Origin of the sequence: Streptomyces sp. NPDC015139 (genome assembly GCF_043079785.1) — a bacterium.
GTDB lineage: Bacteria > Actinomycetota > Actinomycetes > Streptomycetales > Streptomycetaceae > Streptomyces > Streptomyces albidocamelliae.
In genome coordinates this window covers 200683-221073 of sequence record NZ_JBIBUW010000005.1, presented here as the reverse complement: position 1 = coordinate 221073, position 20391 = coordinate 200683, and the positions used below count along the sequence as shown (strand labels likewise).

The window sequence follows — 20391 nt, the reverse complement described above, 5'->3', positions numbered from 1 at the left end:
TCGACGATCACACGCAGGCCTCAAGCCTGCCATCCGCCCGGCGGGAAAGCGTGGCTCTACAGAGCGCGGCGCATCGCCCGGTGCGGTATGCCCGCGTCGGGGAACTCCGGGCCGTACGCCTCGTAGCCGAGGCGCTCGTAGAAGCCCAGGGCGTGGGTCTGGGCGTGCAGGTCCACCGCGGCGAGGCCGCGCGCGCGGGCCGCGTCCTCGACGGCCCGCACCAGGGCGGCGCCGACCCCGAGCCCGCGCGCGTCCTGGGTGACGGCCAGCCGCCCGAGGGAGCCCACCGCCGGGTCGCCGCCGGTCTTCGCGGCCGCCGCCTCCCCGTGCAGCAGCCGCCCGGTGCCGAGCGGCACGCCGTCGGCGCGGACCGCCAGGACGTGCACCGCTACGGCGTCGTACGCGTCGTACTCGATGTCCTCGTCGACGCCCTGCTCGACGACGAAGACCTCCTTGCGGACCGCGAAGCAGGCCTCGCGGTCGGCCGGGTCCTCGGCGACCCGCAGGGTGTACGGGCCGCTCATGCCCACGTCTCCGCGCGGACCTGCTCCAGGGCCTTCTCCAGGTCCTCGGGGTAGGCGCTCTCGAACTCCACCCACTGGCCGTCCCCGGGGTGCTCGAAGCCCAGCCGGACGGCGTGCAGCCACTGGCGGGTCAGCCCCAGCCGCTTGGCGAGGGTCGGGTCGGCGCCGTAGGTGAGGTCGCCGACGCAGGGGTGGCGGTGGGCGGACATGTGGACCCGGATCTGGTGGGTGCGGCCGGTCTCCAGCTTCACGTCGAGCAGGGAGGCGGCGCGGAAGGCCTCGATGAGGTCGTAGTGGGTCACGGAGGGCTTGCCCTCGGCGGTGACCGCCCACTTGTAGTCGTGGTTCGGGTGGCGGCCGATCGGGGCGTCGATCGTGCCGCTCGTCGGGTCCGGGTGGCCCTGGACCAGGGTGTGGTACTTCTTGTCGACCGTGCGCTCCTTGAACTGGCGCTTGAGCGACGTGTAGGCACGCTCCGACTTGGCGACCACCATCAGTCCGGAGGTGCCGACGTCGAGGCGGTGCACGATGCCCTGGCGCTCGGCGGCGCCGGAGGTGGAGATCCGGTACCCGGCGGCCGCGAGACCGCCGATGACGGTCGGTCCGCTCCAGCCGGGGCTCGGGTGTGCGGCCACGCCCACGGGCTTGACGATCACGACCACGTCGTCGTCGTCGTGCACGATCTCCATGCCCTCGACCGGCTCGGCCACCACCTGGACCGGCGCGGGCGCCTGCGGCATCTCGACCTCGAGCCAGGCCCCGCCGTGCACCCGCTCGGACTTGCCGACCACCGCGCCGTCGACCTGGACCTTGCCGGCCGCGGCCAGCTCCGCCGCCTTCGTGCGGGAGAAGCCGAACATGCGGGAGATGGCGGCGTCGACGCGCTCGCCCTCCAGGCCGTCGGGCACGGGCAGGGTACGGACCTCGGGAACTGTGCTCACCCGTCGAGTATGCCGGACCGGCCGGACGCTCCCGCACGGGCCTGTGGACAACTCCGCCGCGGGAGCCGCCGGCGCGGTCCTGGTGCGCCGGCTCAGTCCTTGTGGACCGTGCCGTCCGGGTCCAGGCCGCGGAAGGACAGCAGCACGATCAGGATGCCGCCGCAGACGATCGCCGAGTCGGCGAGGTTGAACACCGCGAAGCCCTTGGGCGCGATGAAGTCCACCACCTCGCCCTCGAAGATCCCCGGGGCCCGGAAGATCCGGTCGGTGAGGTTGCCGAGCGCGCCGCCGAGCAGCAGGCCGAGGGCGACCGCCCAGGGGAAGCTGTACAGCTTGCGGGCCAGGCGGATGATGACCACGATCACGGCGGCGGCGATCAGCGTGAAGATGATCGTGAAGGCCGCGCCGAAGCCGAAGGCGGCGCCCGGGTTGCGGATGGCGTGCAGCTCCAGCAGGTCCCCGACGAGCCGGATCGGCGCGCGGCCCTCCAGCTTCGACACCACGAGCAGCTTGCTGATCAGGTCGACGGCGTAGGCGAACGCGGCGACCGCGAACAGCACGGCGATACGGCGCCCGCGGCCCGTGCGCCGCTCCGCCCGGGTCTGCTGCTCGCCCACGCCGGTCGCGCCGGCCGCCGCCGTCCGCTCGCCGCTGTCTTCCGGGGTGTCCGGCGTACCGATGATGCGCTCCGCCTCTGCCACGTGAGTCCCTCAACCTAGGTGCCTGACTGAGGACGAGAGTACGGCACGTGCCGAGGGGCCCTCATGCTCAGGAGCGGCGTTCCTGCTTCTGCTTGCACTCCACGCACAGGGTGGCTCGCGGGAAGGCCTGCATCCGGGCCTTGCCGATGGGGTTCCCGCAGTTCTCGCACAGGCCGTAGGTGCCCGAGTCCAGGCGTTCCAGGGCGTGCTCGTTCTGGGTCAGCATCTCGCGCGCGTTGGCGGCCAGCGCCATCTCGTGCTCGCGCGTGATGTTCTTGGTGCCGGTGTCGGCCTGGTCGTCGCCCGCGCCGTCCCCGGAGTCGCGCATCAGGCCCACGAGGGACGCCTCGGAGGTGCTGATCTCGGTCCGCAGCCGCTCCACCTCCGACAGCAGCTCGGCGCGGGCCTCGTCGACCTCTTGCGGGGTCCAGGGGTCCTCGCCGGGGCGCACCGCCAGCTCGCCGGGCTCCGCCGCGGCGACCCGCGCCTTGGGAACGGCGGACTGCGCCGTCGTGGCCGTGCCAGGAGTCTTCTTCGCAACCACTGTCGTGGCTCCCGTCTGCCTTGCGGCCCGCGCCGCGCCCGCTTCCTTGGCCGTGCTCTTCGCGGCCGCCCTCGTGGAGACGTCCGCACCGTCCGCCTTCCCGGCGGCGACCTTCCTCGCCGCCGGCCTCTCTTCGGCCGGCCCTCCCTCCGCCGGCCTGTCCGCCACGACCTTCCCGGCGACAGCCTTGCTGCCCGTCCCCTTCCTGGCCGGCGTCTTCGCCTGTGCTTCGCCGCCCCGCGCCTTCCCGGCCGCCGCCCGGTGAGCCGTCGTCCTCCCGGCCGCCGCCTTCCCGGCCCGTGACTTCTCGGCCGGCGTCCTGCGGGCCGGTGCCTCCACGGCCCGCGGCTCCTCGGCCGGCGTCTTGCGGGCGGATGCCGTCACGGCGGGCGTCTCTTCGGCCGACGGCTTGTGAGCCGATGCCGTCATGACGGGCGTCTCTTCGGCCGCGGGCTCGTGGGTCCGCGTCTTCTCGGCCCGCTGCTTCGTGGCGGTCGTCCTTCCGCCCGGCCGCTTCCCGGCGCGTGCCTTCCCGCCCGCCGCCTTCTCCGTCCCGGCCACCGGCTCGTGGGCCGTCGCGCTGTCGGCCTGCGACTTCCCGGCCGAAGGCTGGTGAGCCGAAGCCTTCCCGGCCGACGTCTTCCCGCCGGCCGCCTCCTTGCCCGCCCCCTTCTCGGCGGACGGCTCGTGGCCCGGAGCCTTCCCCGCCGGGGCCTTGCCGGCCCGTGGCCGGTCGGCCGGCCGCTCGTGGGCCGTCGCCTGCTCGGCGGGGGTCTTTCCGGTCGGCGGCTCGTGGGCCCTGGCCTTCTCGGCCCGCGGCTTCCCGGCGGGCGCCGCGTCGCCCGGCCGCTTCTCGGCCGCCCTCTCGTCCGGTGTCGTCCTGGCCCGTGGCTTCTTCGCGGCCGTCCGCGAGGCCGCCGTACGCGCGGGGACGCTTTCCGTGCTCTCCCCAGTGGGCGTCGTCCTCGCCGCGGCCTTCCCGGCCTGCTTCTTCCCCGCGGTCCTCCGGTCGTCCGCGTGTGCGGTGACCGTCGCTTCGGCCGACCCCCGCACGGCCCTCTTCTTCGCGGTCGCGGCCGTCTCCTTCGCCGCCGTGCTCGGCGCCCCCGCGCGCGTGCCCTTCTTCTCGGCGCCGGAGGCGGCCGCGCCCCTGGGCCGGCTGGTCGCCGGCTGCTCTACGGCGGTCTTTTTCGCCACCATGGCCGCGGCCCCTTCACATATTGTGATCTCGCACGCGAATCGTGCTGGGACGATAAATCGACTTGAGTCCCGCGGCAACGGGGCACACCGCCCGATTCGCCCGCCCGCACCCCCCGCGCAGCGGGCCTGCATCCGTTGTGCCCAGCTCCCCGCCGGGTAATCCGCCGAGCCGTACCCGCACGCCAGGAGCCCGGCCACCCCCTCGCCATTCGGGTCACCCCGGCCGGTCCCGCGGCCGGTGCTCCCACCACCCGGAAATCCGGTCGGCCACGGTCCGCGCGGCGCCGTACACTGGGCGGAGCGAAAAGCGTGGATGGGGACGAGTAGCGGCGTAGGCGGCCGAGAGCGACCCGGGGACGGTGTGAGCCCGGGGGTCAGCGCGACGTGAAGATCACCCCGGAGCCGCCGGAGGAAAGCCGCAGCCCACGGGCCGAGGCGAGTAGAACCGGCTTCGCGACCCCAATGAGGGGGCTCACCGGCGTGTACGGCGCGGCGGAGGGCCAAGGAGGGTGGTACCGCGGGAGCGCGCCGCATACGGCGTAGACAGGAACGAAGGCTCTCGTCCCTCCGACGGAAGGCAGCAAGTCCGTTGGAGGATGCTCGCAGATGACAGCGCCGACGTACCGCCAGGTGCCCGCCCAGGTCGACCTGCCCGCGCTTGAGCACGCGGTGCTCGACTTCTGGCGCGACCAGAAGATCTTCAGCAAGAGCCTGGAGCAGTCCGAGGGCCGCCCGGAGTGGGTGTTCTACGAGGGGCCGCCCACCGCCAACGGCATGCCGGGCGCCCACCACATCGAGGCGCGCGTCTTCAAGGACGTCTTCCCCCGCTTCCGCACCATGCGCGGCTACCACGTGGCCCGCAAGGCCGGCTGGGACTGCCACGGCCTGCCCGTCGAGCTGGCCGTCGAGAAGGAGCTGGGCTTCTCCGGCAAGCAGGACATCGAGGCGTACGGCATCGCCGAGTTCAACGCCAAGTGCCGCGAGTCCGTGACCCGGCACACCGACGCCTTCGCCGAGCTCACGACCCGCATGGGCTACTGGGTCGACCTGGACGACGCCTACCGCACCATGGACCCCGAGTACGTGGAGTCGGTGTGGTGGTCGCTGAAGGAGATCTTCGGCAAGGGGCTGCTGGTCCAGGACCACCGCGTCGCCCCCTGGTGCCCCCGCTGCGGCACCGGCCTGTCCGACCACGAGCTGGCCCAGGGCTACGAGACGGTCGTCGACCCGTCCGTGTACGTCCGCTTCCCGCTCACCTCCGGCCCGCTCGCCGGCGAGGCCTCGCTGCTGGTGTGGACGACGACCCCCTGGACCCTGGTGTCCAACACGGCGGTCGCCGCGCACCCCGAGGTCACCTACGTCGTCGCGACCGACGGCCAGGAGAAGATCGTCGTCGCCGAGCCGCTGGTCGCCAAGGCGCTCGGCGAGGGCTGGGAGCCGACCGGCCAGTCCTTCACCGGCGCCGAGATGGAGCGCTGGACCTACCGGCGCCCGTTCGAGCTCGTGGAGTTCCCGGAGCCGGCGCACTACGTGGTGAACGCCGAGTACGTGACGACCGAGGACGGTACGGGTCTGGTCCACCAGTCCCCGGCCTTCGGTGAGGACGACCTCAAGGTCTGCCGCGCCTACGGCCTGCCCGTGGTCAACCCGGTCCGCCCGGACGGCACCTTCGAGGAGGACGTCCCGCTGGTCGGCGGCGTCTTCTTCAAGAAGGCGGACGAACAGCTCACCGAGGACCTTCAGCAGCGCGGCCTCCTCTTCAAGCACCTGCCGTACGAACACAGCTACCCGCACTGCTGGCGCTGCCACACCGCGCTGCTCTACTACGCGCAGCCCTCCTGGTACATCCGCACGACGGCGATCAAGGACCGCCTCATCCAGGAGAACGAGGGCACCAACTGGTTCCCGGACACGGTCAAGCACGGCCGCTTCGGCGACTGGCTGAACAACAACATCGACTGGGCGCTGTCCCGCAACCGCTACTGGGGCACCCCGCTGCCGATCTGGCGCTGCGAGGACGACCACCTCACCTGCGTCGGCTCCCGCGCGGAGCTGACCGAGCTGACCGGCTCGGACCAGTCGGCCCTCGACCCGCACCGCCCGTTCATCGACGACGTCACCTTCGCCTGCCCGGAGTGCGCGAAGCCCGCCACGCGCGTGCCGGAGGTCATCGACGCCTGGTACGACTCGGGTTCGATGCCGTTCGCGCAGTGGGGCTACCCGTACAAGAACAAGGAGCTGTTCGAGAGCCGGTACCCGGCCCAGTTCATCTCCGAGGCGATCGACCAGACCCGCGGCTGGTTCTACACGCTGATGGCCGTCGGCACCCTGGTCTTCGACAAGTCGTCGTACGAGAACGTCGTCTGCCTCGGCCACATCCTCGCCGAGGACGGCCGCAAGATGTCCAAGCACCTGGGCAACATCCTGCAGCCGATCCCGCTCATGGACCAGCACGGCGCGGACGCGGTCCGCTGGTTCATGGCGGCCGGCGGCTCCCCGTGGGCGGCCCGCCGGGTCGGCCACGGCACCATCCAGGAGGTCGTCCGCAAGACGCTCCTCACGTACTGGAACACGGTCGCCTTCCAGGCCCTGTACGCCCGTACGTCGAACTGGGCGCCCAGCGCCGCGGATCCGGCCCCGGCCGAGCGCCCGCTGATCGACCGCTGGCTGCTGTCCGAGCTGCACGCGCTCACCGACCAGGTGACCCAGGCGCTGGAGGCGTACGACACCCAGCGCGCCGGCAAGCTGCTCTCGGCGTTCGTGGACGACCTGTCCAACTGGTACGTCCGCCGTTCGCGCCGCCGCTTCTGGCAGGGCGACAAGGCCGCGCTGCGCACGCTGCACGAGGTGCTGGAGACGGTCACCAAGCTGATGGCGCCGATCACCCCGTTCATCACCGAGCGGGTGTGGCAGGACCTGATCGTCCCGGTCACCCCGGGCTCGCCGGAGTCCGTGCACCTGGCCCCCTGGCCGGAGGCGGACCTCTCCGCCATCGACCCGGAGCTGTCCCGGCAGATGGTCCTGGTGCGCCGGCTGGTGGAGCTGGGCCGCGCCACGCGCGCGGAGTCGGGCGTCAAGACCCGCCAGCCACTGTCCCGCGCGCTGATCGCGGCGAGCGGCTTCGACTCCCTGGACCGCGAGCTGCACACGCAGATCACCGAGGAGCTGAACGTCTCCGCCCTGGCGTCGCTGTCCGAGGTCGGCGGTTCCCTGGTGGACACCACCGCCAAGGCCAACTTCCGGGCGCTCGGCAAGCGGTTCGGCAAGCGGGTGCAGGACGTGGCCAAGGCGATCGCCGGCGCCGACGCGGCCGCGCTGTCCCTCGCGCTGCGCGAGGGCACGGCGTCCGTGGAGCTCGACGGCGAGACGGTCGCTCTCGCCCCGGACGAGGTGATCATCACCGAGACCCCGCGCGAGGGTTGGTCGGTGGCCTCCGACTCCGGCGCGACGGTCGCCCTGGACCTGGAGATCACCGAAGAGCTGCGGCAGGCCGGTCTGGCCCGTGACGCGATCCGGCTGATCCAGGAGGCCCGCAAGAACAGCGGCCTCGACGTGGCCGACCGGATCGCGCTGCGCTGGACCTCGAACGACCCCGCGGTGATCGCCGCGCTGTCCGAGCACAGCGAGTTGATCGCCGATGAGGTGCTGGCCGCCGACTTCGCGCAGGGCGACGCCGACGACACGTACGGATCCGCCTTCACGGACGAGGGGCTGAGCCTGGTCTTCCGGCTGCGCAAGGCGTAGGCGCCCGACTCCGTCAGAAGGGCCCGGTCTCCGTTCGGAGGCCGGGCCCTTCTCCGTGTCCGGGTCCTTCTCCAGGAGCCGGTCTCAACACGCGTAAAAAGGGCGGGACCCCGGATCGTGTGATCCGGGGTCCCGCCCTGAACTCTGCCGACGCCTACGGCGTACTACACACCGTGCCCGGTGCTCAGTTGTCGTCCTCGTCGATCAGGAACCCGCGCATCGGCGAGGGAGCCTGGCCCATCGGGGACGGACCCTGCGGACGGACCGGGGCCATGGGCTGGGTCATGGCCGGGGTCATCTGCTGCTGGCCGCCGTAGGACGGGGCGGACGGAGCGGGCGAGCCGCCCATCGTCTGGTTGCCGCCGTAGGACGGGGCGCTCGCGCCGGCCGGGGCCATGGAGGGCGCCGGGGACGGCGGCAGCGACGCGGTCGCCGGAGTACGCGGAGGCGCCAGGGAGTCGTCGGCCTGGGTCTCCAGCTGACGCAGCTGGGACTCGAGGTACGACTTCAGACGCGTGCGGTACTCGCGCTCGAAGCCGCGCAGGTCCTCGACCTTGCGCTCCAGCGTGGCGCGGGCGGACTCCAGGGAGCCCATGGCGACGCGGTGCTTCTCCTGCGCGTCCCGCTCCAGGGCGTCGGCCTTGGCACGGGCGTCGCGCTCCAGACCCTCGGCGCGGCTGCGGGCCTCGCCGACGATCTTGTTGGCCTCGGAGCGGGCCTCGGCGATCGCCTGGTCGGCGGTCTGCTGGGCCAGCGAGAGGACACGGGCGGCGCTGTCGCCACCGGGGCCCTGACCGGGGCCGCCCATCGGACCGCCCATGGGGCCGCCCATCGGGCCACCCATCTGCTGCTGCATGGGCGGCTGACCGCCCATGGGGCCCTGGCCCATCGGACCCTGACCCATCGGCCCCTGGCCCATCGGCCCCTGACCCATCGGCCCCTGACCCATCGGACCCTGACCCATCGGCCCCTGACCCTGCGGGCCGCCCTGGCCGCTGGGGCCGGCAGGCAGCTGCGGGGCACCGCTCGGCAGCTGGGGCGGGCCACCCATGGGGCCACCCATCTGCTGCTGCGGCGGGCCCGATATGCCGGCGGGCACCGGCGCGCCGGGACCTCGCATGCCCTGCTGCTGAGGATGCTGCTGGTCCTGCTCCGGAGGCTTGCGCATGTTCTGCTGGTTCTGGGCAGCAGCGCGCGTGGCCGCGGCCAGCTTGGCGCGCAGGTCCTCGTTCTCGCGGAGCAGACGGGTCAGTTCGGCTTCGACCTCGTCGAGGAAGGCATCGACCTCGTCCTCGTCATAGCCTTCTCGGAGGCGGACGGTCGTGAACTGCTTGTTCCGCACGTCCTCGGGGGTCAACGGCATCTCTTCACCTCAACGTAGTCATCGGCAGTCGGCAAGACCGTATCGTCCACATTCATCTCGCTAGGCTCGTGAGGGAGATGAGAATGTAGACGATGATCATCAGTACGAAGAAGGACAGGTCGAGCGCCACGCCCCCGAGACGCAGCGGCGGGATGAACCGCCGCAGAAGCTTCAACGGTGGATCGGTGACAGTGTAGGTGGCCTCCAGTACGACCACCATCGCCTTGCCGGGTTGCCACGAGCGGGCGAACTGGAACACGTAATCCATGACCAGCCGGAAGATGAGCACGACGAGGAACACCATCAGCGCGATGTAGATCACCTGCGCGAACACGCTCATGGCCTGCTTTTCCCTCTCCCCTGCTCCGTGCTCTTCCGCACTTGGTCCGGTGGTGCTTCTCAGCTCTGGTTGAAGAACCCGCCCTCTGCGATGCGGGCCTTGTCCTCCGCCGTGACATCGACGTTAGCAGGAGACAACAGGAACACCTTCTGCGTCACCCGCTCGATGCTGCCGTGAAGACCAAACACCAAACCGGCCGCAAAGTCGACAAGTCGCTTTGCGTCTGTGTCATCCATCTCAGTCAGATTCATGATCACCGGGGTGCCCTCACGGAAGTGTTCCCCGATGGTACGGGCCTCGTTGTACGTCCGGGGGTGAAGCGTGGTGATCCGGTACGGCTCTCGTTCCGACACGACCTTGGGCATGATCACCGGTGCGTTCTTCTCCAGGGACTGGCGTTCTTGTGTGATGGATGCCACGGGCGCGATACGCGCCGGACGTCCGGATTCCGCGGCGAGCGAGGTCGCTCGGGCCATCGGCTCGCGCTGCGCGGGCGGTTGCACGATTCGCACCTCTTCGTCCCTTTGGGACTGATGTGCACCGTGCGCCTGGTGGGACGGCTCGTGCCGTCGGTGGTCCCGCTCGGGCTCCGGGTCCAGTTCGGGCTCGAAGTCGTCGTCGGGGTCGAATCCGCGGCCGTCGTACCCATCGTCCTCCACGAGGCCGAGGTAGACCGCCATCTTGCGCATCGCGCCGGCCATGCTCTGAGTCCTCCGCTCTGTGGTGGATCGGCTGACGACTGCCAAGTGCCTGCGATCCACGAGGTCGTTGCGCCCGGTTTACTGGGCATTGACCATATTTTCTGCTGTGGTCCGACTTCTTGGCGACGTTACCCGAGCCTGGGTCGGACTCCGAGTACCGCAGTGCCGACGCGCACATGTGTCGCTCCGGCCGCCACGGCCTGTTCGAGGTCCGCACTCATCCCTGCGGACACCATGGTTGCAGCCGGATGAGCTCGGCGCAGGTCAGTCGACAAATCCATGAGCCGCCCGAACGCCGCCTGTTCGCGCCCCGCGTACTCCCCGGAGAGCGGGGCGACGGTCATCAGTCCGTCGAGCCGCAGCCCGTCGGCCCGCGCCACCAGATCGGCCAACTCTTCGATTCCGTCGGGGCCGATCCCACCGCGCTCGCCGCGGCCGCTCGCGTCGGCGTCGAACGCGACCTGGATCAGGCAGCCCACCTCGCGCCCGGCCCGCACCGCCTCCTTCGACAGCGCCGTGACCAGCCGGGAGCGGTCGACGGACTGCACGACGTCGGCGTACCCGACCACGGAGCGGACCTTGTTGGTCTGGAGCTGGCCGACGAAGTGCCACGAGAGGGGCAGATCGGCACAGGCCTCCGCCTTCGGTGCCGCGTCCTGGTCGCGGTTCTCGGCGACGTGGCGCACGCCGAGCTCCGACAGGATCCGCACATCGCTCGCCGGGTAGGTCTTGGTGACCACGATCAGGGTCACCTCCTCCCGCTCGCGCCCGGCCGCCACGCACGCGGCGGTGATGCGCTCCTCCACCTTCGCCAGATTCGCGGCGAGTTCGGTTCTACGGTCCGTCATGCCCCATCAGTCCAGCCACACATAGCCCGCGAGCCGCCCGGTCGTGCGGTCACGGCGGTACGAGAAGTGGTCGTCCGACTCCAGCGTGCACACCGGCGACTGCGCCCGGTCGCACACCCCGAGCCGGTCGAGCTGCGCGTGCACCCCGGCGCTCACGTCGACCGCCGGCGTGCCCCAGCCGGTTACCGCGTGCGCCGCCGGCTCGACGGCGGCCACCTCTGCGCGCATCTGCTCCGGCACCTCGTAGCACCGGCCGCACACGGCCGGTCCGGTGCGGGCGACGATGCGCTCCGGTTCGGCACCGAGTCCGGTCATGGCCCGTACGGCGGCGGGGACGACACCCTTGGTCATGCCGGGCCGGCCGGCGTGGGCGGCGGCCACCACCCCGGCGACGGGGTCGGCCAGCAGTACCGGCACGCAGTCGGCGGTGAGGACGGCGAGGGCGAGTCCGCGACGGACGGTGACGACCGCGTCCACCTCCGGCACCGGCCGCTCACCCCAGGGCTCGTCGACCACGGCCACGTCGGCGCCGTGCACCTGGTTCATCCAGACGACCCGGCCGGCGTCCAGGCCCAGCGACTTCGCCGCCAGCTCCCGGTTGCCCCGCACCGCCTCGGGCGTGTCGCCGACCGCGCCGCCGAGGTTGAGCTCCTCATACGGAGCGGCGCTCACCCCGCCCCACCGGTCGGTGAAGGCGAAGTGCGCGCCGCTCACGCTCTCGCGCTGTCCTATCACTTGAGGAAGTCCGGCACGTCCAGCTCCTCGGCCCCGCTGTCCGAGTAGGTGCGGGGGGCCGGGGTGACCGGCGGGACGACCGGGATCTCGGCAACCGGCTCGGGCGCCTGCTCCGGCTCCTCCTTCGGCTTCACGCTGCCGAGCGAGCCGAAGGACGGGCGGCTGGGCTCGGCCGGCCGCGCCGGGGCGGGCTCGTCGCGGCGGGGCGCGGAGGAAGAGGAGGCGGAGGCCGAGCCGAGCACGTTGTCCCGGCGGGCCGGCGGCTGGCCGCCGTCGAAGCCGGCCGCGATCACGGTGACCCGGACCTCGTCGCCGAGGGCGTCGTCGATGACCGCGCCGAAGATGATGTTGGCCTCGGGGTGGGCGGCCTCGCTGACCAGCTGGGCGGCCTCGTTGATCTCGAAGAGGCCGAGGTCGGAGCCGCCGGAGATGGAGAGCAGCACACCGCGGGCGCCGTCGATGGACGCCTCCAGCAGCGGCGAGGAGATCGCCATCTCGGCCGCAGCCACCGCGCGGTCGTCGCCGCGGGCCGAACCGATGCCCATGAGGGCCGAACCGGCCTCGGACATGACCGACTTGACGTCGGCGAAGTCGAGGTTGATCAGACCGGGGGTGGTGATGAGGTCGGTGATGCCCTGGACACCGGAGAGCAGGACCTGGTCCGCGGACTTGAAGGCGTCCAGGACCGAGACCTGGCGGTCCGAGATGGACAGCAGCCGGTCGTTGGGGATGACGATGAGGGTGTCGACCTCTTCGCGCAGTTCTGCGATGCCGTCCTCGGCCTGGTTCGCGCGGCGCCGTCCCTCGAAGGTGAACGGGCGCGTCACCACACCGATGGTGAGGGCGCCGAGGGAGCGCGCGATGTTGGCCACCACCGGCGCGCCGCCGGTGCCGGTGCCGCCGCCCTCACCGGCCGTCACGAAGACCATGTCGGCCCCCTTGAGGACCTCCTCGATCTCCTCGCGGTGGTCCTCGGCGGCCTTGCGGCCGACGGCCGGGTTGGCTCCGGCGCCGAGTCCGCGGGTGAGTTCACGGCCGACGTCGAGCTTGACGTCGGCGTCGCTCATCAACAGCGCCTGTGCGTCGGTGTTGATGGCGATGAACTCGACACCCTTGAGACCGACCTCGATCATCCGGTTGATGGCATTGACACCACCGCCGCCGACACCGATGACCTTGATGACTGCGAGGTAGTTCTGCGGTGCTGCCACGTCGAAGGCCTCTCGCCTCGAATTACGTTGTCGTCGCGGTGCGGGGTTCCCCGCGCCGGTACGACAGATGCCGAATGGGACGGTCCGTAGCGCCGACCCGAACCCTAACCCTGAAGTTTAGGGTTACCAGTGTGTCTGTTCCTTGAAGTCTCTGAACAGGACACTAAGTCGACAAGTGGCGCCCGTTCAACGAACACGCCGAACCTCCCGTTTTTCTTTTCACCCTATGTGATCAGCCATAGCGGTGCCCAACCAGGGTGCTGGCCTGCGCTGATGTGCGTCAACTCGCCGATGACGCAGGGGCGGTGGGGACGCTCACGTCGAAGTGCCGCGCACCGGGAGCTGCTTTCATGAGTGCTGTGAGGGCTCGTGCCTTGGCGCGGCCGTTCTCGCCGCTCCCCCAGGCGACCGTGCGCCCGTCGGCCAGGGCCAGCGAGATGGCGTCGTAGGAGCGGACTTGGACGGCCCGGGTGCCCCGTGCGACGGCGGCCGGCAGTTCTCCGGCGACCCGGACCGCCTCGACCACGAGCCGGTCGGTCCCGAAGCGCCGGAAGCTCGCGGCGCCCGAACCGGTGCGGGAGACGGACATTTCCAGCATCGGAACGCCCCTCGGCGCGTCCGGAACCGTGGCGAACCGGACACCGTCGTCGTCGACTTCGACGAAATCGCCGCCTTTTCGGACAAGCAGCACCGGAGTGCGCTCCACCACTTTCAGGCCGATTCCGTGCGGCCAGGCACGCACCACGTCGACGGTGTCAATTCGGGGCAATTTCCGGCGAAGTCGGGCTTCGATGGTGTCCGTGCCGACGGAAATCATCGGGGCACCCACCGGAACGGCGGCCGCCGCGCGCACCTCCGCCGGGGTCAGCACGCGCGTGCCGGACACCGAGACGTGCCCGACGCGCAGCCAGTGGGAGCCGTACAGCGCCCAAGTACCACCGGCGCCCAGGAGGATGACGAGCACGGCCAGGACGGCGAGCGCGCGCAGCCGCCGCCCTCGGAGCCTCCGGGCGGGCGGCGGGCCGGACGACTCCTGCTGGCGGTCTCCGCGCTCGGCGGTCGTCGGTCCGGCCACGCTCACTGCCCTTTCGTCATATGGTCCTAACGGCGTGAGGCGATCGCCTCGTACACCATGCCGACGAGCAGTTCGTCGGCGTCCCGGCGGCCGAACTCGCTTGCCGCGCGGGACATCTCGTAGAGCCGGTGCGGGTCACCGAGCACGGGCAGGACGTTCTGCTGCACCCACTCGGGCGTGAGCTCCGCGTCGTCGACGAGGAGCCCGCCGCCCGCCTTGACCACCGGCTGGGCGTTCAGCCGCTGTTCGCCGTTGCCGATGGGCAGCGGGACGTAGGCGGCCGGGAGCCCGACGGCGGAGAGTTCGGCGACGGTCATCGCGCCCGCGCGGCAGAGCATCAGGTCGGCCGCGGCGTACGCGAGGTCCATCCGGTCCAGGTAACTTACCGGGAGATAGGGGGGCATCCCCGGCATCTGGTGCACCTGCGGCAGTTCGTTCTTCGGGCCGACCGCGTGCAGGATCTGGATGCCGGCCTGCTGGAGCCACGGGGCGACCTGCTGGACGACCTCGTTCAGCCGCCGGGCGCCCTGGGAGCCGCCGGACACGAGCAGCGTGGGCAGGTTCGGGTCGAGGCCGAATCGGGCGCGTGCCTCCGGGCGCACGGCGGCGCGGTCCAGGGTGGCGATCGAGCGGCGCAGCGGGATGCCGATGTAGCGGGCGTCGCGCAGCTTGCTGTCCGGGGTGGAGACGGCGACCCGGGCCGCGTACCGCGAGCCGATCTTGTTGGCCAGGCCCGGGCGGGCGTTGGCCTCGTGGATCACGATGGGCACACCGAGCCGCTTGGCGGCCAGGTAGGCGGGCAGGGCGACGTAGCCGCCGAAGCCGACCACGGCGTCCGCCTTGGTGCGCTCCAGGATCTGCTCGGCGGCCTTGATCGTGCCGCGCAGCCGGCCCGGGACCGTGATCAGTTCAGGGGTGGGCTTGCGCGGCAGCGGCACCGCCGGGATCAGCGCCAGCTCGTAGCCGCGCTCCGGGACGAGCCGCGTCTCCAGACCGCGCTCCGTGCCCAGGGCCGTGATTCCCACGGTCGGGTCCTGCCTGCGCAGGGCGTCCGCGAGGGCGAGCGCTGGCTCGATGTGGCCGGCGGTCCCCCCACCGGCGAGTACGACATGCACCGAAATTCACCGCTCTCCGGACGAACGCGCCGCTGTGGCACGCCGTCGCATCGTGTTCCATCTCCGAGGCCCCCGCTCGGCACCGGAGCCTCCCGCCCGCTTTCTACCAAAGCGAGGTTGCCGCGTCGCAAGCGCCGCCCGCGCAGCGGGCTCGTCGCGTGCGAAGGCGATCAGCAACCCGATGGCGAACATGGTCGGCAGCAGGGCGGACCCTCCGTAGGAGAACAGCGGGAGGGGGACGCCGGCGATCGGCAGCAGGCCGAGCACCGCACCGATGTTGATCACCGCCTGGGCGGTGATCCAGGTCGTCACACCTGCCGCGGCGTACCTCACGAAGGGGTCCTCCGTGCGTCCGGCCACGCGGATACCCGCATAGCCTAGAGCCGCGAACAGGGCGAGCACCGACAGCGTCCCCGACAGGCCCAGTTCCTCACCGGTGACGGCGAAGATGAAGTCGGTGTGGGCTTCGGGTAGTTGGCCCCATTTTTCCACACTCGCACCGAGACCGGATCCGAAGAGTCCGCCGGAGGCCAGGGCGTAGATGCCGTGCACGGCCTGCCAGCAGTCGGCCACGCCCGCCTTGGGCTCCGTGGCGCCGATGCAGGCGAGACGGGCCATCCGGTTGGGGCTGGTCTTGATCAGGACCACACCGATCAGGCCGGCGATCGACAGCACGCCGGCGAACAGCCGGGTCGGCGCGCCCGCGAGCCATAGCAGACCGAACAGGATCGCCGTGAGAATGATCGCGGTGCCCATGTCGCCACCGAGCATGATCAGCCCGAGCAGCATGAAGGCGACCGGCACCAGGGGCACCAGCATGTGCTTCCACTGGGTCAGCAGCTTCTTGTCCTGCTTGCGGGCGATCAGGTCCGCGCCCCACAGCACGAGGGCGAGCTTGCCGAACTCGCTGGGCTGGATCTGGAAGGAGCCGCCGAGGGAGATCCAGTTCTGGTTCCCGTTGACCGCCATCCCTATCCCGGGCACCTGCACCAGGACCATCAGGAACACGGCGCCGGCGAGGATCGGGTAGGCCAGGGCCCGGTGCAGCTTCACCGGCATCCGGGAGGCGGCGAACAGCAGCGCGCCGCCGATGAGCGCGGCGAGCGCCTGCTTGCGGAAGAAGTACGACCCGGGCAGCGACAGCTGCAGCGCGGTGATCTGGGAGGCCGAGTAGACCATCACCAGACCCAGCACGGTGATCAGCACGCTGCCGCCGAGGATCAGGTAGTAGGCGGTCAGCGGCCGGTCCCAGGCCCGTTTCGCGCGCCCGTAGAAGCGCTGTACGGGGTTCTCGCGCGCGGGACGGGACACGGCCGGGCGCCGGGACGCCCGCTGCACGGGTGGCCGGCCGGTACGGCTACTGGGCATCGGCGCCTCCGCTGCGCGTCGACCGTCCCACGCGTCCCTCCCTAGATCCGCCCGGCGGGCGGCCGGGGTCAGGCGCGCAGTTCGCGGACCGCCGCCGCGAAAGCGTCACCGCGCTGGTTGTAGTTGGTGAACATGTCCATGGAGGCGCAGGCCGGGGCCAGCAGCACCGTGTCGCCGGGCTGAGCGAGCCGCTTCGCTTCCGTCACCGCCTGGAGCATCGCCCCAGTGTCGGTCCGGTCGAGGTCCACCACGGGTACTTCCGGGGCGTGTCGCGCGAGGGCCTCGCGGATCAGCGCGCGGTCGGCACCGATCAGGACGGCGCCGCGCAGCCGCTTGGCCGACGTGGCGACGAGTTCGTCGAAGGTCGCGCCCTTCGCCAGACCGCCCGCAATCCATACGATCGGTTCATATGCCGCCAACGAGGCTTCCGCGGCATGGGTGTTCGTCGCCTTGGAGTCGTCGACGTACGCGACCCCGTCGATGTCGGCCACGTGCGCGATGCGGTGCGCGTCGGGACGGAAGTTCCGCAGGCCTTCGCGGACGGCGGCGGCGGGCACCCCGAAGGCGCGCGCGAGGGCCGCCGCGGCAAGGGCGTTGGCGATGTTGTGCGGGGCCGGCGGGTTGACGTCGGACACCTCGGCCAGCTCCTGCGCGTTCTTGTGCCGGTCCGGCACGAAGGCGCGGTCGACGAGGATGCCCTCCACGACCCCGAGTTGGGAGAGCCCGGGCGTGCCGAGGGTGAACCCGACGGCGCGGCAGCCCTCCTCGACGTCGGCCTCGCGCACCAGGTCCTCGGTGCGCGCGTCGGCCACGTTGTAGACGCAGGCCACCTGGTTGCCCTCGTAGACGCGGCCCTTGTCGGCGGCGTACGCCTCCATGGAGCCGTGCCAGTCGAGGTGGTCGGGGGCGAGGTTGAGGACGGCCGCGGAGTGGGCGCGCAGGGAGGGCGCCCAGTGCAGCTGGTAGCTGGAGAGCTCCACGGCGAGCACGTCGTACCGCTCCTCGCCGAGGACCGCGTCCAGCAGGGAGACGCCGATGTTGCCGACGGCGGCCGTGCGCAGGCCCGCGGCCGCGAGGATGGAGGCGAGCATCTGCACGGTGGTGGTCTTGCCGTTGGTGCCCGTCACGGCCAGCCAGGGGGCCGCGTCGGGTCCCCGCAGGCGCCAGGCCAGCTCGACGTCGCCCCAGACGGGCACGCCGGCCTTCCCGGCCGCCAGGAACAGCGGCTTGTCGGGCTTCCAGCCGGGCGCGGTGACGATCAGCTCGGTGCCCTCGGGCAGGGTCGCGCCGTCGCCGAGGCGCACGGTGATCCCGAGCGCCTCCAGCTCCGCGGCCTGTTCGCGCGCGCGTGCGTCGTCACCGTCGTTGACGACCGTGACGACCGCCCCGCGCGCGTGCAGCACCTTGGCCGCCGGGACGCCGGAGACGCCGAGCCCGGCGACGGTGACGCGCTTGCCCTGGAGTTCGAAGGTCCCGGAAGGCACCGAGGAGGTCACTTGTCCGCTGCCCATCCTGCGTAGAAGAGGCCGAGTCCGACAATCACACAGATACCCTGGATGATCCAGAATCGGACCACCACGAGGACCTCGGACCAGCCCTTGAGTTCGAAGTGGTGCTGGAGTGGCGCCATCCGGAAGACGCGCTTGCCGGTGAGCCGGAACGAGCCGACCTGGATGACGACCGACATGGTGATGAGGACGAACAGGCCGCCCATGATGGCCACCAGCAGCTCCGTGCGGGAGAGGATGGCCAGGCCGGTGAGGACACCGCCGAGGGCGAGCGAGCCGGTGTCGCCCATGAAGATCTTCGCGGGCGAGGTGTTCCACCACAGGAAGCCCAGGCAGGCGCCCATCAGCGCGGAGGCGACCACGGCCAGGTCGAGCGGGTCGCGCACCTCGTAGCAGGCGCCCGGGTTGGTCAGGGTCTGCGCGTTGGCGCAGGACTCCTGGAACTGCCAGACGCCGATGAACGTGTAGGCGCCGAAGACGAGGACGGAGGCGCCGGTGGCGAGGCCGTCCAGACCGTCGGTCAGGTTCACGCCGTTCGACATGGCGAGGATCATGAACAGCGCCCAGAGCACGAACAGCACCGGGCCGATCGACCAGCCGAAGTCCGTGATGAAGGACAGCTTGGTGGAGGCCGGGGTGTTGCCGCGGGCGTCGGAGAACATCAGCGACAGCACCGCGAAGCCGATGCCGACGATCAGCTGGCCGGCCATCTTCGCCTTGGCCCGCAGGCCCAGCGAACGCCGCTTGACGATCTTGATGTAGTCGTCGAGGAAGCCGACCAGGCCCATGCCGAACATCAGGCCGAGGACCAGCAGACCCGAGTAGGTCGGCGTGTAACCGGTGATGAGCTTGCTCAGGAAGTACGCGGCGATCGTCGCCAGGATGAAGGCGATGCCACCCATGGTCGGCGTACCGCGCTTGCTGGCGTGCTCGCGTGGGCCGTCGTCGCGGATGTACTGGCCGTAGCCCTTGCGGGCCAGCAGCTTGATCAGCAGCGGAGTGCCGACCAGCGTCAGGAAGAGGCCAATGACTCCTGAGAACAGGATCTGCTTCATCATCGGGCGGCAACCTCACCCTCGGCACCGGACTCGACGAGCGCCTGGGCAACGCTCTCCAGCCCCACCGAACGGGACGCCTTCACGAGTACGACGTCCCCCGGGCGCAACTCGCTGCGCAACAGGTCGATCGCCGCCTGTGCGTCGGACACGTGCACCGACTCCTCACCCCACGAACCCTCGTTATATGCGCCCAGTTGCAGCCAGGAGGCCTCAATCCCCCCGACGGCGACGAGCTTGCTGACGTTGAGCCGGACGGCCAGCCGTCCGACGGCGTCGTGCTCGGCGAGCGCCTCGTCCCCCAGCTCGGCCATCTTGCCGAGCACCGCCCACGTGCGGCGCCCCTTGCCCATGGCCGCGAGCGCCCGAAGGGCGGCCCGCATGGACTCGGGGTTGGCGTTGTAGGCGTCGTTGACGATGGTCACGCCGTCCGGGCGCTCGGTGACCTCCATCCGCCAGCGGGAGAGGGAGCCCGCCTCGGAGAGCGCGAGGGCGATCTCTTCCGCGGACATGCCCAGCTCATGGGCGACGGCGGCCGCGGCGAGCGCGTTCGACACGTGGTGCTCACCGTACAGGCGCATGGTCACATCGCTTGCACCGGAGGGTGTGTGAAGTCTGAAGGCGGGCTGTCCGCTGTCCGTGAGTCGCACGTTCTCGGCGCGTACGTCCGCTTCGGCCGACTCTCCGAAAAGGACCACCTTCGCCTTGGTACGGGAGGCCATCGCCCGGACCAGCGGGTCGTCGGCGTTGAGGACCGCCGTACCGCCGTCCGCCGCCGGGGGCAGCGCCTCGACGAGTTCGCCCTTGGCCTGGGCGATCTGCTCACGACCGCCGAACTCGCCGATGTGGGCGGTGCCGACGTTGAGCACCAGGCCGATCCGCGGGGGCGTCAGTCCGGCGAGGTACTGGATGTGCCCGATGCCGCGGGCGCCCATCTCCAGCACGAGGAACTTCGTCTCCTCGGTGGCGGACAGGGCGGTCAGCGGCAGCCCGATCTCGTTGTTGAGCGAGCCCGGCGTGTACACCGTCGGCGCCTTGCGCCCGAGCACCTGCGCGATGAGGTCCTTGGTGCTGGTCTTGCCCGCGGAGCCGGTCAGGGCGACGAGGGTGGCGCCGAGCCGGCGTACGACGTGCCGGGCGAGGGCGCCGAGGGCCGTCTGCACGTCCTCGACCACGATCGCGGGGACACCGACCGGCCGGGACGCCAGCACGGCGACCGCACCGGCCCCGGTGACCTGAGCCGCGTAGTCGTGGCCGTCCACGCGCTCGCCGACGAAGGCGGCGAACAGGCTGCCGGGGACCACCTCGCGGGAGTCCCGGACCACCGGTCCCGTGACCTGGACGGACGGATCCGGTATGTCGTGCGTCTGCCCGCCGACGACTTCTGCGATCTCGGCGAGGGAGAGGGCGATCACAAG

17 protein-coding genes are annotated in these 20391 nt (G+C 71.1%); 1 reads left to right on the top strand and 16 read right to left on the bottom strand.

Annotation, left to right across the window (positions count from 1 at the left end):
- Positions 1–56: 56 nt before the first annotated feature.
- The 4 genes from ACF08B_RS15925 to ACF08B_RS15910 form a co-directional block, all read right to left on the bottom strand.
- Entirely contained in the window at positions 57–524 is a 468-nt protein-coding gene (locus ACF08B_RS15925) for a GNAT family N-acetyltransferase (RefSeq protein WP_093478391.1), read from the bottom strand.
- The gene (locus ACF08B_RS15920; protein ID WP_392317877.1) at positions 521–1465 is read right to left on the bottom strand and encodes an RluA family pseudouridine synthase; all 945 of its coding nucleotides are present in this window, start codon (positions 1463–1465) and stop codon (positions 521–523) included. The genes ACF08B_RS15925 and ACF08B_RS15920 overlap by 4 nt, the downstream gene beginning before the upstream one ends.
- Before the next feature lie 92 nt (positions 1466–1557).
- Positions 1558–2166, bottom strand: coding sequence for a signal peptidase II (gene lspA, locus ACF08B_RS15915; protein WP_392317876.1), 609 nt, complete (start codon positions 2164–2166; stop codon positions 1558–1560).
- Positions 2167–2233: 67 nt separating this feature from the next.
- Positions 2234–3910 (bottom strand): TraR/DksA C4-type zinc finger protein, encoded by a 1677-nt coding sequence (locus ACF08B_RS15910; protein WP_392317875.1) that lies wholly within the window; start codon positions 3908–3910, stop codon positions 2234–2236.
- Between the two features lie 606 nt (positions 3911–4516).
- Between ACF08B_RS15910 and ileS the strand changes: the two genes are divergently transcribed.
- Complete coding sequence (gene ileS / locus ACF08B_RS15905; RefSeq protein ID WP_392317874.1) at positions 4517–7654, top strand: isoleucine--tRNA ligase; 3138 nt, start codon at positions 4517–4519, stop codon at positions 7652–7654.
- Between the two features lie 184 nt (positions 7655–7838).
- Here the strand turns inward: ileS and ACF08B_RS15900 are convergent, their stop codons facing one another.
- The 12 genes from ACF08B_RS15900 to murF form a co-directional block, all read right to left on the bottom strand.
- The gene (locus ACF08B_RS15900) at positions 7839–9017 is read right to left on the bottom strand and encodes a DivIVA domain-containing protein (RefSeq protein ID WP_392317873.1); all 1179 of its coding nucleotides are present in this window, start codon (positions 9015–9017) and stop codon (positions 7839–7841) included.
- Positions 9018–9069: 52 nt separating this feature from the next.
- Positions 9070–9357: a YggT family protein gene (locus ACF08B_RS15895; protein ID WP_093478382.1), complete on the bottom strand. Its 288-nt coding sequence runs from the start codon at positions 9355–9357 to the stop codon at positions 9070–9072.
- A 59-nt stretch (positions 9358–9416) separates the two neighbouring features.
- Complete coding sequence (locus ACF08B_RS15890) at positions 9417–10058, bottom strand: cell division protein SepF (RefSeq protein WP_093478381.1); 642 nt, start codon at positions 10056–10058, stop codon at positions 9417–9419.
- Positions 10059–10186: 128 nt separating this feature from the next.
- Positions 10187–10906: a YggS family pyridoxal phosphate-dependent enzyme gene (locus tag ACF08B_RS15885; RefSeq protein WP_392317872.1), complete on the bottom strand. Its 720-nt coding sequence runs from the start codon at positions 10904–10906 to the stop codon at positions 10187–10189.
- 6 nt (positions 10907–10912) lie between these two features.
- Positions 10913–11641, bottom strand: coding sequence for a peptidoglycan editing factor PgeF (pgeF, locus tag ACF08B_RS15880; RefSeq protein ID WP_392317871.1), 729 nt, complete (start codon positions 11639–11641; stop codon positions 10913–10915).
- On the bottom strand, positions 11638–12852 hold the full coding sequence (ftsZ, locus tag ACF08B_RS15875) for a cell division protein FtsZ (RefSeq protein WP_073892900.1): 1215 nt from the start codon (positions 12850–12852) through the stop codon (positions 11638–11640). The genes pgeF and ftsZ overlap by 4 nt, the downstream gene beginning before the upstream one ends.
- Positions 12853–13132: 280 nt before the next feature.
- A complete protein-coding gene (locus ACF08B_RS15870; protein ID WP_392317870.1) occupies positions 13133–13927 on the bottom strand; it encodes a cell division protein FtsQ/DivIB in 795 nt (264 codons plus the stop codon).
- Positions 13928–13953: 26 nt separating this feature from the next.
- Positions 13954–15042 carry an undecaprenyldiphospho-muramoylpentapeptide beta-N-acetylglucosaminyltransferase gene (gene murG, locus ACF08B_RS15865; protein WP_123438179.1) on the bottom strand — a complete coding sequence of 363 codons (1089 nt, stop codon included), beginning with the start codon at positions 15040–15042 and terminating at the stop codon, positions 13954–13956.
- A gap of 6 nt (positions 15043–15048) precedes the next feature.
- A complete protein-coding gene (ftsW, locus tag ACF08B_RS15860) occupies positions 15049–16410 on the bottom strand; it encodes a putative lipid II flippase FtsW (RefSeq protein ID WP_392317869.1) in 1362 nt (453 codons plus the stop codon).
- Between the two features lie 68 nt (positions 16411–16478).
- Positions 16479–17921, bottom strand: a complete 1443-nt coding sequence (gene murD, locus ACF08B_RS15855) for a UDP-N-acetylmuramoyl-L-alanine--D-glutamate ligase (RefSeq protein WP_392317868.1) — start codon at positions 17919–17921, stop codon at positions 16479–16481.
- Positions 17903–18973 (bottom strand): phospho-N-acetylmuramoyl-pentapeptide-transferase, encoded by a 1071-nt coding sequence (gene mraY / locus ACF08B_RS15850; RefSeq protein WP_392318140.1) that lies wholly within the window; start codon positions 18971–18973, stop codon positions 17903–17905. The genes murD and mraY overlap by 19 nt, the downstream gene beginning before the upstream one ends.
- A complete protein-coding gene (murF, locus tag ACF08B_RS15845) occupies positions 18973–20388 on the bottom strand; it encodes a UDP-N-acetylmuramoyl-tripeptide--D-alanyl-D-alanine ligase (RefSeq protein WP_093478367.1) in 1416 nt (471 codons plus the stop codon). Before murF ends, mraY begins: the two co-directional genes overlap by 1 nt.
- Positions 20389–20391 lie beyond the last annotated feature (3 nt).